General features: G+C 51.3%; 15 protein-coding genes. 3 read left to right on the plus strand and 12 right to left on the minus strand.

What is annotated here, in order from left to right:
* Positions 1-104: 104 nt before the first annotated feature.
* The 5 genes from rlmN to H70357_RS32725 form a co-directional block, all read right to left on the minus strand.
* Positions 105-1,202, minus strand: a complete 1,098-nt coding sequence (gene rlmN / locus H70357_RS32705) for a dual-specificity RNA methyltransferase RlmN (RefSeq protein ID WP_038597872.1) — start codon at positions 1,200-1,202, stop codon at positions 105-107.
* Positions 1,203-1,538: 336 nt separating this feature from the next.
* Positions 1,539-2,840 carry a polysaccharide deacetylase family protein gene (locus H70357_RS32710; protein WP_038597874.1) on the minus strand — a complete coding sequence of 434 codons (1,302 nt, stop codon included), beginning with the start codon at positions 2,838-2,840 and terminating at the stop codon, positions 1,539-1,541.
* A 5-nt stretch (positions 2,841-2,845) separates the two neighbouring features.
* Positions 2,846-3,568: a hypothetical protein gene (locus H70357_RS32715; protein ID WP_038597876.1), complete on the minus strand. Its 723-nt coding sequence runs from the start codon at positions 3,566-3,568 to the stop codon at positions 2,846-2,848.
* 237 nt (positions 3,569-3,805) lie between these two features.
* A complete protein-coding gene (locus tag H70357_RS32720) occupies positions 3,806-4,162 on the minus strand; it encodes a nucleotide excision repair endonuclease (RefSeq protein ID WP_038597878.1) in 357 nt (118 codons plus the stop codon).
* A 102-nt stretch (positions 4,163-4,264) separates the two neighbouring features.
* Positions 4,265-5,239, minus strand: coding sequence for an NAD-dependent epimerase/dehydratase family protein (locus H70357_RS32725; RefSeq protein ID WP_038597881.1), 975 nt, complete (start codon positions 5,237-5,239; stop codon positions 4,265-4,267).
* A 673-nt stretch (positions 5,240-5,912) separates the two neighbouring features.
* Between H70357_RS32725 and H70357_RS36160 the strand changes: the two genes are divergently transcribed.
* Entirely contained in the window at positions 5,913-6,128 is a 216-nt protein-coding gene (locus tag H70357_RS36160; RefSeq protein ID WP_156130974.1) for a hypothetical protein, read from the plus strand.
* Between the two features lie 155 nt (positions 6,129-6,283).
* Here H70357_RS36160 and H70357_RS32730 read toward each other — a convergent pair whose 3' ends face one another.
* Together H70357_RS32730 and H70357_RS32735 are read right to left on the minus strand one after the other, a co-directional pair.
* Positions 6,284-6,832 (minus strand): TetR/AcrR family transcriptional regulator, encoded by a 549-nt coding sequence (locus H70357_RS32730; RefSeq protein WP_038601120.1) that lies wholly within the window; start codon positions 6,830-6,832, stop codon positions 6,284-6,286.
* Positions 6,833-7,405: 573 nt separating this feature from the next.
* Complete coding sequence (locus tag H70357_RS32735; RefSeq protein WP_081966046.1) at positions 7,406-8,875, minus strand: nitric oxide synthase oxygenase; 1,470 nt, start codon at positions 8,873-8,875, stop codon at positions 7,406-7,408.
* A 301-nt stretch (positions 8,876-9,176) separates the two neighbouring features.
* Here H70357_RS32735 and H70357_RS32740 point away from each other — a divergent pair, with 301 nt between their 5' ends.
* The gene (locus H70357_RS32740; RefSeq protein ID WP_038597883.1) at positions 9,177-9,446 is read left to right on the plus strand and encodes a SunI/YnzG family protein; all 270 of its coding nucleotides are present in this window, start codon (positions 9,177-9,179) and stop codon (positions 9,444-9,446) included.
* 36 nt (positions 9,447-9,482) lie between these two features.
* Positions 9,483-9,794: a putative quinol monooxygenase gene (locus tag H70357_RS32745; RefSeq protein WP_038597884.1), complete on the plus strand. Its 312-nt coding sequence runs from the start codon at positions 9,483-9,485 to the stop codon at positions 9,792-9,794.
* 123 nt (positions 9,795-9,917) lie between these two features.
* Here H70357_RS32745 and H70357_RS32750 read toward each other — a convergent pair whose 3' ends face one another.
* The 5 genes from H70357_RS32750 to H70357_RS32770 form a co-directional block, all read right to left on the minus strand.
* Complete coding sequence (locus tag H70357_RS32750) at positions 9,918-10,754, minus strand: EcsC family protein (protein WP_038597886.1); 837 nt, start codon at positions 10,752-10,754, stop codon at positions 9,918-9,920.
* 372 nt (positions 10,755-11,126) lie between these two features.
* Positions 11,127-11,408: a hypothetical protein gene (locus H70357_RS32755; protein ID WP_038597888.1), complete on the minus strand. Its 282-nt coding sequence runs from the start codon at positions 11,406-11,408 to the stop codon at positions 11,127-11,129.
* Positions 11,409-11,487: 79 nt separating this feature from the next.
* A complete protein-coding gene (locus tag H70357_RS32760; protein ID WP_038601125.1) occupies positions 11,488-12,900 on the minus strand; it encodes a hypothetical protein in 1,413 nt (470 codons plus the stop codon).
* A gap of 71 nt (positions 12,901-12,971) precedes the next feature.
* Complete coding sequence (locus H70357_RS32765; protein WP_038597890.1) at positions 12,972-13,667, minus strand: DUF6033 family protein; 696 nt, start codon at positions 13,665-13,667, stop codon at positions 12,972-12,974.
* 199 nt (positions 13,668-13,866) lie between these two features.
* A complete protein-coding gene (locus tag H70357_RS32770; RefSeq protein WP_038597892.1) occupies positions 13,867-15,855 on the minus strand; it encodes an FAD-binding protein in 1,989 nt (662 codons plus the stop codon).
* Positions 15,856-16,040 lie beyond the last annotated feature (185 nt).

Consider the following 16,040-nt stretch of genomic DNA (forward strand, 5'->3'; position numbering starts at 1 on the left):
AATCACTGCCAAGCTATTGTATCACAAAAATCCTTAGCAGGTGATGGAAGGGATTACGTCCTGCTAACCAGGCCGTCCGCAAACCGCTGAAATGGTCTCCAGCCTTATCCGGCAACTACCCCGTTCTTATCCGCGCTGCTATCTTTGGTCTTCTTAATCTGCTTGCTGCGCAGCTGGCCACAGGCGGCATCAATATCCGTGCCATGCTCCAGCCGGGTGCTGACGCTGACTCCCTGCTTCTTCAGCGTGTCAAAAAAGGCCCGTACCGACTCCCGCTCGCTCCGCTGGTACTGACTGTGTTCATCCACCGGGTTGTATGGGATCAGGTTGACGTTGGCCAGCTGACGCCGGTCGCCGATCAGTTCTGCCAGCTCCAGCGCATGCTCCTCGCGGTCATTGATGTCCTTCAGCAGAATGTACTCCAGCGTAATTCTCCGGTTCGTCTTCTCCAGATAATAATCAATCGCCGGCATTAATTTCTCTATAGGAATCGCACGGTTGATCTTCATAATCCGTGTCCGCAGCTCATTATTCGGCGCATGTAAAGAAATCGCCAGGTTGACCTGCATATTGGCATCGGCAAATTCTCTGATCTTGTCGGCCAGACCGCTTGTCGAGACGGTAATGCCCTTGCCGGCAATCGCCAGCCCTTTGTGGTCCTTGATGACCGTCAGGAAATTCAGCAGATGTTCAAAGTTATCGAACGGCTCGCCGATCCCCATCACTACTACATGGCTGACCCTCTGTCCCAGTCCGGCATGATCGAGATGCTGCTGCACCTTCATAATCTGCTCCACAATCTCGCCGCTGGACAGATCACGGCTCTTCGCCAGCAGTCCGCTCGCACAGAAGCTGCAGCCGATATTGCAGCCGACCTGAGTGGTGACGCAGACGGACAAGCCGTATTTCTGCCGCATCAGTACCGTTTCGATCAGATTGCCGTCCTTTAGACGGAACAGGAACTTGATCGTACCGTCAGCCGATTCCTGCTTCACATGCTCATCCATCGTTTGAAATACATAATGCTCGGACAGCAGCTGCACACAATCCTTATTCAGATCGGACATCTCCGTGAAATCCGTAATCCGCTTGCGGTAAATCCAGTCCCAGACCCGGGCTGCACGGGACTTTTTATGGCCGCGCTCCGATAGCCATGACGCCAGTTGATCCAATGTTAATCCATAAATGGATTCTTTATTCATTTCATATCCTCTTTTCAAAACTTTAAAGTTCAATCTATTCTACCTTGACAGGACTCTTCCAACAACATCTACTTATTGTCTCAAATTTCGTATATTAAAACAAGGGAAATCCCTGCCTGCAGCCCCGTATCCGTGAAGTTACCGATACACAGCTGGAGTAGTATGCAGCCGGCTATGCACATTATATCCAGACAGCCTTGCCGGTCGTTGCCCTCCGGTAATTTTCCGGAGACTAGAACAGCGAGTCTCTTCACTTCTTCTAACAACATATTAAGTTAGTTGTAGGGCATTTAAAAAGCGTATCCATGTACGATGGATACGCTCAAACCCTGCAAATTATTTAAAGATGGCGAATTTCAAGCCTTTGCTCTTAAGATATTGGATGATTTCAGGGAGGATCTTTACGGTTATGTTTTTTTCATGCAAAAGATAGATGCCGCCCGACGGATCGGTTGCGCGGAAATAATGAAGAATCTCCTCCGGGCTGTCGGCCTTCCAATCCTCAGGGTCACGGTTCCAGAGCAGCACCTTCATATGCTGTCTGCCGACTTCAGCCGCCAGCTCTTCATTTACCGCTCCATACGGAGGACGGAAGACCGTTACCGGAGACTTGATGAGCTGTGCCAGTGCGTGGTTAACTTGACTTAGATTGTTCCGGTTCTCTTCACCGCTGTTCCTGGTCATGACGCTGTGATCCCACGAATGATTGCCGACCGCCATGCCCTGCGCATCCGCATAGATTACTGCCTCAGGGTAGTGGAGCACATTCTGTCCAATAAATAAAAAATTGGCCGCAATGCCTTCCGCCTGCAGAATATCCACGATCTCCTTGGTATACTTCGAGGGGCCATCATCGAAGGAGAGCGCCACATATCCCTTGGGCAAGGCGTATTCATAGCTGTCTCCGCCAAGCTCAATCTCCTCGTACAGCAGCTTCTGCACTTCTTTCTCATCCACTACTGGTACCGTAGCTGCCTCGGCTATACTGCTCTCAAGTGAAGTCAGCCGCACCACAGGGGCATAAGGAGCGGACAAGGTATCATCTCGCTCGGAACTATGAGCACCAGCCTCAGACTGGGTGACTTCCACCTTCGCTTCGGCACTGTCCGAGAACAGTCCATCGTCCATACGCAGCAAGAATACGATCAGCAGAAGGCTCAACACAAGTCCCCGCAGGGCAATCGACCGGGCCCCAGCCCTGGAACTGCTGCGCTTAACCGGTTTCGGTACTGCCGCTACCGCCGGGGAAGGAATCACTGCTGCCTCTTCCTTCTCCTTGTCCTTTACCTGTTCAGCACCCGCCCATTCCGGCTGCTTCAAACGATGAAGTAAGGAGATATATTCTTCGGAGCAGGCGAAATACAGCGTTTCGCTGAAGGTCTGGTTCATTTTGATAAGCGAGCTGAAATGTGTCTGGCGGAAGGGATCCCACTTCGCATACAGTGACAGCCGAATCCGCTGTCCTTCAAAAGGGGGGAGTGCGTTCATTTGCAAATATGTAAGTTCATCTATGTGGACCATATGTCTGGTAAAGGCACCGCTGCGGGTTAGACCTACCTCCATCCGATAACCGTCCTGCCCGTGCTCAAGCGACAGCAACTCTATCATCAGAGCGGCGCTTTTTTCCTCAACTGGCATAAATATTATGTATCCCCATTCTCATCACTGCGCTCTGCAGGCAGGCTACTGCCGCCAAAAGGTGCTGTCATCCGGTTGGTGAAATCGCTGATCATGCTGGAGAGGTAGGCTTTCTCCTGCCGGACCGTTTCGTATTTCTGTCGAAGATGGCCATTTTCCGTCTCCAGGCGTCCGATCTTTTCTTCCAGCTCATTCATTTTCTTGAGCTTCTCCGCATGGACCTCATTGTGCTTCTGCACAAGGTTAACGTATTTCTGCTGCTCCAGATCAATGGTGCTCTTGAGTTCGTCCATCTCTGCAGAAAAAGTGATATGAAGCTCGCGGTAATCCTCCAGCACCTGATCCACCTTCAGATTACGCTCTACCAGCTTCTGCTCCAGCTCCATAATGTTCTTCTCCCGGTCTTCAATCACCTTGTTGAGGTTCTTGAGATCCTTGTTCAACCGCTCCACATGTCCGCTGGAATGCGCAAGCCGGTCCTGAAGCTCACGGTTATTCGTCTCGGCATGCGTCCGGTCCTGAATCATCTGTTCAACCGCAAAAATTAAATCCAGTGATTTCTTGTCCAGCTGTGCTTTGCCTGTCGAAATCAGGCTGTTCTGGCTGTCACTCTTTTCATAGCTTTCCGAATCTTCAGGAGGACTTTCCGCCAATTGTACCTTTTGAACCATGCCCGGCTTCGGCGTCTTGTCCACCGCGTCTCTTTTCTTAAAAAAAGGAGCAGCCATCTATATATCACCTCATTATAAATGTCAAAAAATGTCGAGCATATACGAGTTTATTATAGATGATTTGTCCTGGATGTAAGTGAGCCTTAATATCTAACTTTCCTAAATACATCTAAAGACCCAATTTACTGCCACAGAAGGGATTATCCACGCCAATAGGCCGGATTTCCACGGTTGCCGAACTTTTCGCACAAAAAAACGCAGCCCCATTGGACCACGCCTTTTGCCCTACATTCGCTATTTATACAGGACTTTCTCCACATTGTACTTGGCCTTCAGCTTGTTCACAATGTAAGTTTCGTAAATCTCTCTGTCGACCGGATCCTCAACGAGGCATACCTCGATCTTGGTGACTTCGTCGCGATGGGGCTTCATTACGGATACGTTATCTTCAAAATGCTTTTTGATTCTGGGTCTCAGCTTTCTGGCCTTGCCTACAAACAACAGCTCGTCGTTGTCGTTATAGAACATAAAGATGCCGCCGGCTTCACGCGTAATCAGGTGGAAATCCGTAAAACCGTAAATATGACTCAGCACAGGATTCTCCTGCTTGGTAATCGTAACATCCGGTGCCGGGATGGTAATGCTGATCATTCGTGCTCACTTCCCTCTTGTATATAGAAATAAATAGTATCACAGATCAAGTGGCCTGACTATTTCTATCTTCTGCGGCTTTGATGTATTTTATAAGCGTGTTCACAAAGATTTATCCTGCCGGGCCTTAAGCACGCGGATCGTTTCCGTAATTCCCTGTTCAAACGGTGTAGCCGGAATCGGCCCGACGGTACGTTCATATTTGCTGCCGCTTAAAATAAGGGGCTCCTTCGTTAAATAGAGCATCTCGACAATCTCCTTCATGACCGGGATGAACAGTCCCAGCAGCGACAAGCCGGCGGCACCGACGGGTATAACCGGTTTTGATGATCCGCTAGCCGCCTGGGCTATCCGGACGATCTCTTTACCCGAGATGATGCCCGCACCTGGAATGTTCCAATTCTGCCCGTACGCTTCCTCCCTGCCCGCCAGCTCCACCATCATCACTGCGGCATCCGGGAGGTAGACGTATTCACGCGGAACGCTCATATTTCCGATGAACATCGCCGGTTTCCCGGCGGCAATCGCCTCCAGCGTAGAGCCCAGATACGATGCCTCATTGGCGGTAGGACCGTAATAATCGGGCAAGCGGACGATCATTCTTTTGGCCCGATTCCAGCGCGGGCTGAAGAACATCCGCTCAAATTCAAGCTTGACTTTTCCCTTTTTGGTATGCGGATTCTTCGGATAATCCTCACTGATCGGCTGCTCATTCCGTCTTTTGCCGTACGGATAAATGCCGTCCACCGCAACAACTCGGGTCCCTAGCTTGCTTGCCGCCTCCAAGACCGCTTCCCCCATCGGCAGCAGCTTGGTGCTCATCTCGTGATAAGGCACCGAAGCACAGTGGAAAATAACATCCCCCCCCTGCCCGGCCTCCTGTACATCGCCCGCCTTAAATACGTCGCCGGTCTTCAAGCGGAGTCCTGTTGGATTCCCCAGCTTCGCAGCAAGCTGCTCCAGCTTTGGCAGGGATCGCCCAAAGGCGACCGTTTCCACCCCTCTTTTCAGCAGCTCGGCAATAATGACCATTCCTGTTCCTCCGGTTGCACCTAACACGACAGCTTTGTTTAACATTTTAATTACCTCCTGATTAGTGGGTTTGGGTTTGGGTTTGGGTTTGGGTTTGGGTTTGGGTTTGGGTTTGGGTTTGGGTTTGGGTTTGGGTTTGGGCCCCTAGCTCTTGGCTCTTGGCTCTTGGCTCTTGGCTCTTGGCTCTTGGCTTCGCCAAATACAGTAGTGATTAATCACTAACTAAACATTTCCTGATTTCTGACTGTCACGGACTGGAGAGACGTTATCTTGCTGATCGGAGTCTATTTGACTTCCATTCGGACCCAGGTGCACTTATTGAGTGTGAAAATCAACAAATTGAGTGCGATTGTGAACAATAGCTGCACTGAGGTCCGATCACTGCTGCAAACAGGCAATTCCTCCGAAATAAGAGCTCTGGTGTCCGGTAAGCGATAGGGATTAACCATCAGGCAACCGGATTGGCTTTAGTGTGATATGGATTAGCGATATAGCGAATCGGCTTTAACGATAGGCTATGAGATCGGCGTTACGGCGATTCGGATTAGCGATAGGCTATGAGATCGGCGTTACGGCGATTCGGATTAGCCATAGGCTATGAGATCGGCGTTACGGCGAATCGGCTTTAGCAATAGGCTATGAGATCGGCGTTACGGCGATTCGGATTAGCCATAGGCTATGAGATCGGCGTTACGGCGATTCGGATTAGCGATAGGCTATGAGATCGGCGTTACGGCGATTCGGATTAGCGATAGGCTATGAGATCGGCGTTACGGCGATTCGGATTAGCGATAGTATTAGATTGGCGTTACGGCGATTCGGATTAGCAGTAGGCTATCAAATTGGCGTTACGGCGATTCGGGTACTTAACCATATTGCCATACGGCATACCGTTGGAGACTATTGCTTGGCGATTGACTATTTAACCAGTTGATGAGCGGCTCAAGATACCGTTGCTCCTTAGTACTTTAGTTACTAACAGGGCGCTTTTGTTATTGGCTAATCACTAACTAAAAATCATTAATATCTAAGGGACTCCGCCCTTAGATCCTGCTCACTAGCCAAACTCCCCCTAGTACTCGCTGGTGCTTACAGATGCTTTGGCTTTAATTCCGGCATTCCCAGCGCCATTGCGATATTGCAAAGCATGCCGTTGGCCATAAAGGTGCTGACCTCAACCTCCGGATGCTCCATTCCGGCAGCCACAAATTTTCCCATAACCAGACTGGTGACCTCAAGCATTCCCTTCTGCATCGCATGGAGGATCATTTCATCGCGGATGCCCAATGCCTGCACTTGCAGAAGAATCTCATTAGGATGGGTCTCCATCAATTGCTCATATACCCGGATTGTTTCCTCAAGCAGCTGATCTGCAGGAGCCTCAACACTCTTAAAGGTGCGGATAATCCGCTCAAAGGCACGGTCCAGTGCGGCTACAAACAGTTCCTCCTTGTTCTTGAACAGCTTGAAAATATACGGCTGGGAGATACCCACTCTCTCCGCCACCTGTGCAGTGGTCGCCCGGTAATAACCAAGTTCGGCAAAAACCACAACCGCCGCCTCCAAAATCTGCTCCCGCCGGTTAACGGAGGTCGCTTCAGCTGTCTTAGACCGGACCGTACTGGATTGTTTGTTCATGATGGCCATATGCCTCCTTTTCTGATGAAGTAGATAAAGTAATTCACGCCTCAATAGTTGGTTATTGATCAATCACTTTCTTGGTTAGAAGTATATACTCCAATTCTTAAATAATCAAGCCTGTATTTTAAACGCCTAGCCGACTGTTCCACCTTTACAATTCGTGTGGCTGTCATCCTCAGCAGAGATGAAGGACTGGATGGAAATGTCCGTATCACTTGCAGCCAGAGTGCCGTTTAGGAAATAGTCCGCAAGTCTTCTTCGAATTATAGTTACGCTTGGGATTTCCCCTGAGCATTCTGTCCGATACCACGCTTGCGAATGAACGCTGAATCAGCTTATGGTGCCCCCTTCAAAATAAATGTATTTACTGCAACTATCCAGGGGTACAATAGAGCTTTTTTAGAGATAGATGCATTTCTTACAACTAAAATTGGCGAAAGCAACGTTTTGCCCAAATCACGCCTAAATAATTGTACAGAATACAGCTATCTCCTATACTGCTCCAAAATGCTGGTTTTTAGGTGTATGAGATGCAGTTAAAGTAAACGGGAAGCTGAAAGCCCGGTGGAACTATTGCTGGTGGTGAAAAGGGCAAGCTATCTCCGCAGCTGCATGTCCAGGTTCAGCAGGAGTTTCTTCGCGCTGATGCTCCATGATGTCCAAGCCCGCCGCAGCGGCAGAACTGGTATGCCCCGCGCCATCTCGCCTACCTTCCTGAGCACCTTCTCGCGCACCTTTCAGTGCCCCCTCATACGTACCTCCTCGGGTACCTTCTTGCGCGCCCTCCTGCGTACCCTCCTGCATACCTTCTCGCGTACCCTCCAGCGCCACTCCCTGCGCACCTTCTCGCGTACCCTCCAGCGCGCCCTCCTGCACATCTTCCAGCACACCTTTTTGTATACCATCCGCCTCCTCCAGCCACCCTGTATAAGCAGAACTTTGGTAGACCAGGCGCGGACTGAGGTTAAGCTCTTTCAGCTTGTTGTCATTCCAGATTGGCGTAGCCGAGGGTGACATCGGCGGGATCAGCCAATGCCATTTGCCGGATACTTCCCGCCCCCGCTGCTTTTCCTGCTCCTGAAAGCGGACGAACTGATCGGCAGCGGTATGATGATCCACTATGCTTACTCCGGCCAGCTTGTAGGAATGCAATACGGCACGGTTAAGCTCCAACAGCGCCCTATCCTTCCACAGTGACGTATTGGTCGAACGGTCCAGTCCAAGCAGATCCGCTACAGCCGGCAGCCGGTTATAGCGAACGGTATCACCAAGATTGCGGGAGCCGATCTCCGTTTCCATATACCAGCCGTTAAAAGGAGCAGCTGTATACCGGATCCCGCCAATTTCCAGCTGCATGTCCGAAACGATCGGCACCGAATACCAGCGCAGCCCAAGCTCCGGGAAACGTTCGATTTCCGGATGGGTTAGCGGTACCTCCTGCACGATTCCCTTAGGAATAGGGAAAAGGCACGGCTGTTCATCGCCGATACTGATTACGAGCGGCAGCAAATCGAAGTCCCCGCCGGTCCCTTGCCAGCCAAGCTTCCGGCAGAGCGAGGTAAAAGCATCGGACGCTGGGTCGCCAGCGCGCGGATCTTCTGCATTCCCGGGATACCCGGCATAACGGATCAGTTGATGATTCCAGATACGGATCACTTTCGCAGGATCTTCACCGCTGCGGAACACAGTCATCACCGGACGGATGCGTCCTCCGTTATTGGCCCGCTCCATGTGGGCCAGCAGCGCTTCGGCTACCTCCTCTGCGGTTTCCTTCCCGCGTGCATCAATCACCTCGAGCGAATGCCAGAACAGACGCCCGATGCAGCGGCTGTTATGCCGCCACGCCATCCTTGCTCCATGTGTCAGCTCTTCTTCGGTATGCCTATAGGTACCGCTTTGCAGCACTTCTTCACGTATGGCCGACATCCGTTCAAAGATCTCAGGCTCGGATTTCTCCAGCTCCCCGTAGCATAACCGGATGAACGATTCGGCCTGATCTATTAAGTCTTCGCGCAAAACTCCGCAGTCATTATTCCCCATACCGTCCACTCCCTTGCTTGATCCGGTTCTGCCGGATGTTCGTGATATTTTTCTCAAAGCGGGATGAATTTGTATTCCTGTGTCCCTGAAGTTAATAGCATAATCATAGTAACTCCTGCGGGAATAAGCAAGAATCGGACAGGCTGTGGACAAGGAGACTCAGGCGATCCTTTGAATGCTTATATGCGGGAGACCAGCCAGCTCATAAAAATATAAACTGAAAAAGAACCTAATTTTGTATATTATAGTATGGAACCTTCAGTTGGCATTATGTAGATTTCAGGAGAGGGGAGCAAGCAATATGTTAGGAATTAATGTTACACAATCGGATGAAAACCTCGTGATCAAGTGGCAGCTGTCAAAGTTTGAAATACCTCTTTCAGAGATTGTGGAGGTTACACAGGACGATACTTATGGCGGTTCTGAAAAAAATGCCATTCGAATCGGTACTCCTTACGGCACAACGGACAGGGTTGTCATTAAAACACAGTCCATTATTTATATTTTATTCACCTCGGATGCAGCGGCAATTATAAAAAAAATAGAGGATCTAGGGAATTCTGAAAGTTAACCGCTTCTTTTAAAATAGGAATCTGGAGTGATACATATGAGCAAATATGGGATGTACGCTAAATTTACTGCACAACCCGGCAAACGCGATGCTTTGGCAAAAATCTTGCTGGAAAGCGCGGCTGCTGCTGAGACTGTCGAGGAGTGTGAGCTTTACATCATCAATTTCTCGGAGACCGAACCGGATATTCTCTGGGTTACCGAGGTATGGAGCAATCCGGAGGCACATGCGGCCTCGCTCAGCCTGGAAGCTACCAAAGCGGCTATCCAGCGCGCCATGCCGCTGATTGCCGGTGTGGAGTCCACAAAGCTCAAGCCCGTAGGCGGCAAAGGGCTGTCGTTTAATTAAAACGGAGACGAACCTTTAGTGAAGAATATAAAAGGCAATAAGCACAGCCTGCAGCGGCTGCATTTATTGCCTTTTTAGCGTTATCTCGACTCAGCTATTCAAAAAATATCTATAGCCATTGATCTATTCCATTTCAGCCAGCCTGGCGATAATTCTACGCTTGCGGTACAGCATCCGCGCGGCCTCAGCCACATCCTCCAGCGCCTTCCGGTTAAGATATGCGCCAAAAAACATCCCGGCGACGGGAACGGCCTGCAGCATCTTTTTCCAGCCCCAGTTATCGCGGTATACCGTAATAACCTCCTTCCAGCCCTGGATCTTGGAGACGGCAGCATTCGTTCCGGCAGTGATATCGCCGTTGCCTCCGGCCTGCAGATTCAGCTCCTGCAAAATCGTCCGTTTCCCCACAATATCCGAAGACGCGAACTGCATCACCTTCACCGTAAAAATCCGTTCCGCCTTGTCCGTTGGATTATAGCCATAGCATAGACCGATTTCCTGAATGACCTTCAGCGACAGGCCCAAGATAGCGGGAATATCGGCAGCAAGCGTGAAGAAACCCCCGAACCCGGTTGTAGCCCCTTGCGCCGTTGCTACATTCCGGCTGCTCTGACTCAGCTTCAGCGCGGCTTCATCCATAACAGCGAGCGGAAACGGTCCCTTCTCGCTTCCCCCGGCAGCACGGCTGGACGACTCCAGGAGCGAGCCCACCTTACGTCCAGCCACCAGATAGTTACCCCCGTTCTGGATATAACTGCCCAGTTCATCCAGCAGCTTGCCCAGCTTCTCGTGTATCACCTTTGGTGTGATTTTGTCCAATAGCTTGAACGGCAAGCGGGTGATCCGGTCCCAAATCATCAGCTTGTTCTGCTCTTTTTCCCATTTCACAATTACGGCAAGCGCGGCCTGCAGCTCCGCAGCCGTTTCAAAGCGCGGCAAGCCTTCAGCAGTTTCCGGCATAGGGTAACCTCCTAAAAGTTTTGTGAGCATTTCTTCACTGAGTTTACTTCGTACAAAACTTGCTTCGAAAGCATACGCTTAGTTTTGTGAGCGTTTCTTCACTGGTTTATGCATTGGGTATAGTTACGCCTTAATTCAAAATTATTCACTTTGGAAGTTCTACGCTCCACGAGAGCTGTCGGTTTCGCATAGGACCGAGCAAGTCTGAGTGTGACAGACCGTCTCTTAACTTTATAACCGAATTAGCGGCTCTTGATTGCCCGCATCCTACTATTCGTTCCCGGATCATGCCAAACAGGCATTTCCGGAGACTCACCGGAAATGCCTGCGGCTGCACATACTGCCTGGGAAACACCATCATTGAGCTGGGCTCTAATCCTTAATCTGGCTCTGCTGCACTTCCAGAGCGGCTAACCTTTCCTTCTCATCCTTTAGTCTTTCTTCGGTTAGATCAACGCCATGGCCGCCCACCGAGCCCTCCGGGGCATGCTGGACTGCATTCTCGGCATGCTCCAGACTATTCTCGGCTTGGGCAAGAGTCTGTTCATTCGGATGGCTTAAAGCCTGCGTTACTGAGTTATGCAGCTTGGTCACAGAATCTTGCGCCTGGTCCACCGTGCTGTTCGTCCGCAAACTGGATTCATAGTGCCTCATAAGTTGAATACTCCCCCTTCTGTCACGCTTTCCGATCCTCTTTAGCATGGATAAGGGGAGGTTTTCTTATGCACAATATCTACATCAGGAACATGGCGACAATCGTCGTCGCCGAGAGGCCCAGCAGCACCGGCTTCAGGTTCCGCCGGGCCAGCTCGAACGGGCTGACGCCGCAGATGGCGGCTGCCGGGATGAGCGCCCACGGAATCAGTGTGCCGCCGCCGACCCAGATGGCGGCCACCTGTCCAAGGGCGGTCAAGGTCGCCGCGCCGGAATGGATCGCGGCGGCAAACATCTGGGCAATCGGGCCGACCAGCGAGATGCCGGAAAAGCCGGAGCCGTCAAGGCCGGTGATCGCGCCGATCACCGTTAATGTTACGGCTCCTACCGCGCCATTCAGCGGAACGTGATCTGCAAGGGCGACGCCAAGATCGTTCACGATGCCGTGCGAGCCGCCGGGCAGCGTGTTCCCAAACAGCTCGGTGAAGGCCGAATCACCGAGATAAAAGAAGGCCGCGATGGGGATGACCGGGCCAAATACTTTAAAACCAAAGACAAATCCCTCGATCAGGTAAGAGGTGATTTTCTCCAGCCCCTGGTTATGATGGGCCAGCAAAGTGATCGTAATCAGGATCAGCACGGCGGTTCCGCCAACCAGGGCCGTAGCATCTCCACCCTGCAGGTCAAGGATAAACATCGCGACTACATCGAGCAGGAACAGCAGGGGGATGGCGATAGCCAGCCCTTTTTTCAGACCGGGGCTCATCAATACCGGAGCTGTATCCTCCGCTCCTGCTGACAACGGACCTGAAGAACCTTTGACCGACACCAGCCCGTCTCTCCAGGTTCCATTTCTCTGATCTCTGCGCATCATCCAGAACGCCGTGACCGTAGTGACCAGTCCCATCACTATAACAAGCGGTAGGCTCGCCTCCATAACACTGGACACCGGAAGGCCTGCGGCATCTGCGGTCAGTTTCGGTGCCCCCTGAATTATATAATCACCGGATAAGGCAATCCCGTGGCCGAACAGATTCATCGCCATCGCTGCGCCAAGCGCAGGCAGACCCACCCGGACAGCCACCGGGAGCAGTACCGCCCCGACCAGCGCCACCGCAGGTGAAGGCCAGAAGAAGAGCGAGGTAACCATCATAATCAGCCCGATCCCCCAGTAGGCCATAGCCGGCGTGCGCAGGAACCGGGTAAGCGGAGCCACCATCGTTTCATTAATGCCTGTAACCATCAGGATCCGGCTCATGGCCACAATAATGGAGATGATCATAATTGTGCTCATCAGCTCTTTGGTCGCATAGACAAACGAATTGAAGATTCCTGACACTGAACCGCTGAGCGTACTTGTTGCAAGCAGCCCCAGGGCAAAAATCCCGGTCACACAAATCATCGTTGTATCGCGCCGCCTGATCAGCAGCGTCATAATAAACACAATAAAGACCAGATACACCCAGTGAACCGCAGATAACTGAATGCTCATCATCTTTGGCGCCCCCTTTCCTCCTCAAGCAAGATGGTGCTATATGCTATGCGGAGGGTTGGGCTATTGTTCTACTGCCTCTTGTCTGACTTGCTGTTTCTGATCAGCAAACTTAGCTTTAGCAAATCCCTGGAGGACAAAGCTCTGATGGCTGCAGGAAGCGCTGGCTCCCCTGGCTGGGTAACAGGCTGCTTCCCGCAACCCTCCGGCATGACCAATTCGCTTTCATTCCGCGCTACTGCAGCAATATGTGCCTGCTCCGCTTTTTCCTTCAGCTTATCTGCCTCGATTCGTCTGCCTTTCTCCACTTCCCCGGGAGAAGCTACTGATGCAGACCAAACCGTATATGTACCATCTTTGTGTATAATCAGACTGTGCCCTGTCACCGTGACCCCATGCAGCTCTTCCATCTGGGCCAGACTCTTCAAATCTTCATGGATATAGCTATCAATATAACCGTAAACCTTCTTCTTTATGGAAGGGTCCTTGCTCATTAGATGCAGAATGTTCGGTGCCACCACCACTTCCTGCAGGCTGCCGCTTGTACCTCGCTTGGTAATGTCCTTATCATCTGCCGGGATGGTTTCGATACTGACTGTAAAGTCGTAAATATCCCTAATCTTCTGCGCCTGTTCCTCAGTCATAGCCGTAACTGAAGCCAAGGTTTCAGAGAAGCCAAGGGAGGGCGCTGCTGCGGTATCCCTGATCTTGGACTGCGGCGGTCTTTTTATTGAGCTTCGCTGAACTCTGGATATTGAAATGTTCATCCAGCATTCCTCCTTCCTGCATAAACAATGCACTATACCCTATTTATCGGCGCATAAGAAAGAGTTATTAAACCGTGCAAGCTCCCGGTGAAATCTAAAAGAATAACCAACAGTGCCGTCATAACTGCGCTGAATCCGCAAAAAAAAACCACCCCGGCAGTTAGCCGAAATGGTTCATTCAGAAAAATATTGGGGAAACTCATTTCTCCAAGGCGCTACTGGCAGCATCTTCCCCGCCAAGACGGCCGGAAGTGAATGAATAGCCGATGCCGACACCGTTACCCACATAGGTATCGTTGAACAACACGCCTTCCGACTCCAGTCCGACAGCGTACAGACCTTTAACAGGCACACGTTTGTCGTTCAACACCTGGAACTGGGTATTGACGAGCAATCCGCCGACAGAGCCCAAGTTGTTGATCTCGGCAATAATCGCATAGTACGGGCCGCTTTCTCCCATAGGAAGCAGATAGTCCTTCGCTTTGCCGAATTCAGTATCCACGCCTGTCTTGGTCGCTTCCTGGTATTTGCTGAAGGCCTCTGCGAATACAGCCGCGTCCATTCCGGCATTTTTAGCCAACTCTTCAATGGTGCTGCCTTTATAGCCATCTCCATTCTCTACCATGGAGTCAAAGACTTTGTCCGCATCCTTCCAAGGGTTCTCCAGCGTGAACTGCTTCGCAAATGTTGCATAGAATTCCGGCGGCATTCCCGGCAGACTAGGTGCTTGTACACCGTTCATCCCTTTAGCCTTCAAAGCGTCGATCTGTGACTTGGAGACAATCACATAATGATAGGCACCGTTAAATGCACTAGTATTAGCAGCTGCTACTGCAGTAAGCGTAGCCGCTTCGTCTCTGAATCTCGCCCCGGACGAACCTACATTCATGAAGTTCGGCAGGTAGGAGAGCATCAGCGGGTAGCTGGCCTCAAACGGCTCATATTGTGTCTTCAGCTTCTCTGTTGCTCTGGCCAGCGTCTGGTGCAGCATTTGTCCGCCGAAGTTATCAGGAACCTTGGCCCCGGCAGCCCAGGACATTTCCAGGCCTTCGCCGATATTCTGGCCAAGTCCGCCGTTTACGCCCTCAAACCCGAAGGCTTCCTTAACCATTTCCTTGTTGGCGGCATAACCGCCGGTGGCCATCACGATGCTTTTGCCGGTAATCTCCAGCGTTGTACCGTCTGCCTTCTCGGCTACTACACCGGTCACTTCTCCATTACTGCCTGTAATCAGCTTCTTGGCTGTAGTTTCTGTGATGACCTGTCCGCCTTTTTTCTCCACCGATTCTGCCAGCATCGCCCGGAGCAGGTCCTGGCGGGTCTCGTAGGCCGGAAGCATATGCAGCTGTTCACCTGCGAAATTGATAAAGGTGGTTTTGTAGCCTTTTTGATTCAGCCAATCATAGGTATCCCCGGACTTCGTCACATACTGGCGGATCGCCGCCGCGTCCACACGCCAATGGTTATTGACGATCCAGTCGGAGATTTCTTTCTCCACACTGATCTTAAGCCCGCTGCTGACGGCAGCCGATGAATTGTAGAATTTACCCGCCCAGGATAAATTGCTCGCTCCGCCGATCGTTGCCGTCTTCTCGATAATAATGACCTTTGCGCCTTTATCCGCTGCGGATACCGCCGCAGACACGCCAGAGGCTCCCGCGCCTACAACGACAACATCGGCGGCCAGCTGTTCTGTTTTGCCTTCGCCGGCTTTGGCCACAGTTCTGGATTTGAAGGCTTCCACATTGCCGCCTGCCTGCTTCAGCGCATCTTCAACAGCAGTCAGGATCGCTGTGCTGGATTCGGAAGCTCCGCTCACTGCATCGATGGCCAAGGTTTGGCCGGCTATGATTTCTTCCTTCACTTTATTGATAGCTTCAACGCCGATGCCTGCCGTCTCATTCTGGCTTACGACCTGAATGTCCGTAATCTTCTGGGCTGCGTCCAGTGTAACTTCCACCTGAACCTTGCCGTCTTTGCCATCAGCTTCCGCCTTGTAGGTTCCCGCTTTGAAAGAAGCCGGGATTTCACCCGAATCGGCTGTTGGCTGCGTCGCTTCAGGCGATGCAGACGGCTGCTCCGAAGCGGCCGGTTCACTCGAATTGCCGCTGCAGCCTCCGATGATCGACAGGATCATAACCAGGCACAGCGATAACATGAACATTTTGGTGATGGATAACTTTCGCATTGCTTATTTGCCCCCAGTATAGTTTAGTGGCCGTCCTTATTTCTCTCTTCTCGGACGGCCCATGCGTATGTCCAGAGTGTAAACCTTGGTGCGGCACCAAGGTCAATGAATTATATGTGAAACTTTTCTCAAAGTGGGGGATAGAACGGGCAACCCTCTGCTTTTTGAAGCAAGTCAGGTTGTCA

Origin of the sequence: Paenibacillus sp. FSL H7-0357 (assembly GCF_000758525.1) — a bacterium.
Lineage (GTDB): Bacteria > Bacillota > Bacilli > Paenibacillales > Paenibacillaceae > Paenibacillus_AQ.

Excerpts from the sequence above, each read along its gene's own strand:
- rlmN (WP_038597872.1), bottom strand. The coding sequence starts at position 1,202 with ATGAATAAAGAATCCATTTATGGATTAACATTGGATCAACTGGCGTCA.
- H70357_RS32710 (WP_038597874.1), bottom strand. The coding sequence starts at position 2,840 with ATGCCAGTTGAGGAAAAAAGCGCCGCTCTGATGATAGAGTTGCTGTCG.
- H70357_RS32715 (WP_038597876.1), bottom strand. The coding sequence starts at position 3,568 with ATGGCTGCTCCTTTTTTTAAGAAAAGAGACGCGGTGGACAAGACGCCG.
- H70357_RS32720 (WP_038597878.1), bottom strand. The coding sequence starts at position 4,162 with ATGATCAGCATTACCATCCCGGCACCGGATGTTACGATTACCAAGCAG.
- H70357_RS32725 (WP_038597881.1), bottom strand. The coding sequence starts at position 5,239 with ATGTTAAACAAAGCTGTCGTGTTAGGTGCAACCGGAGGAACAGGAATG.
- H70357_RS36160 (WP_156130974.1), top strand. The coding sequence starts at position 5,913 with ATGAGATCGGCGTTACGGCGATTCGGATTAGCGATAGGCTATGAGATC.
- H70357_RS32730 (WP_038601120.1), bottom strand. The coding sequence starts at position 6,832 with ATGAACAAACAATCCAGTACGGTCCGGTCTAAGACAGCTGAAGCGACC.
- H70357_RS32735 (WP_081966046.1), bottom strand. The coding sequence starts at position 8,875 with ATGGGGAATAATGACTGCGGAGTTTTGCGCGAAGACTTAATAGATCAG.
- H70357_RS32740 (WP_038597883.1), top strand. The coding sequence starts at position 9,177 with ATGTTAGGAATTAATGTTACACAATCGGATGAAAACCTCGTGATCAAG.
- H70357_RS32745 (WP_038597884.1), top strand. The coding sequence starts at position 9,483 with ATGAGCAAATATGGGATGTACGCTAAATTTACTGCACAACCCGGCAAA.
- H70357_RS32750 (WP_038597886.1), bottom strand. The coding sequence starts at position 10,754 with ATGCCGGAAACTGCTGAAGGCTTGCCGCGCTTTGAAACGGCTGCGGAG.
- H70357_RS32755 (WP_038597888.1), bottom strand. The coding sequence starts at position 11,408 with ATGAGGCACTATGAATCCAGTTTGCGGACGAACAGCACGGTGGACCAG.
- H70357_RS32760 (WP_038601125.1), bottom strand. The coding sequence starts at position 12,900 with ATGAGCATTCAGTTATCTGCGGTTCACTGGGTGTATCTGGTCTTTATT.
- H70357_RS32765 (WP_038597890.1), bottom strand. The coding sequence starts at position 13,667 with ATGAACATTTCAATATCCAGAGTTCAGCGAAGCTCAATAAAAAGACCG.
- H70357_RS32770 (WP_038597892.1), bottom strand. The coding sequence starts at position 15,855 with ATGCGAAAGTTATCCATCACCAAAATGTTCATGTTATCGCTGTGCCTG.